Source organism: Bacillus sp. JJ1764, from assembly GCF_036962145.1.
Classification (GTDB): domain Bacteria; phylum Bacillota; class Bacilli; order Bacillales; family Cytobacillaceae; genus Neobacillus.
In genome coordinates this window covers 21,024-21,282 of the sequence record NZ_JBALNY010000142.1, presented here as the reverse complement: position 1 = coordinate 21,282, position 259 = coordinate 21,024, and the positions used below count along the sequence as shown (strand labels likewise).

Below are 259 nucleotides of genomic sequence, written 5' to 3'. Positions count from 1 at the left end.
CGGGTTATCTTCATACCATCGGGCTTAAATCAAACGGGACAATGACAGCTGTTGGTTTTAATAAACATGACCAATGCGATATACGCGACTGGCACGGTATTGTGGCGATTTCGGTTGGAAGTAATCATACTGTCGGACTAAAATCGGACGGTACGGTTGTGGCTATAGGTTGGAATGAGTATGGCCAATGTAATGTTGGTGATTGGAGTAATATTGTAGCGATTGCGGCAGGTTGTGCCCATACCGTCGGACTTAAGTC

1 pseudogene is annotated in these 259 nt (G+C 45.6%); it reads left to right on the top strand.

The features are described from left to right. Positions 1–259: pseudogene (locus V7083_RS18580) on the top strand (RCC1 domain-containing protein); the annotation flags it as partial.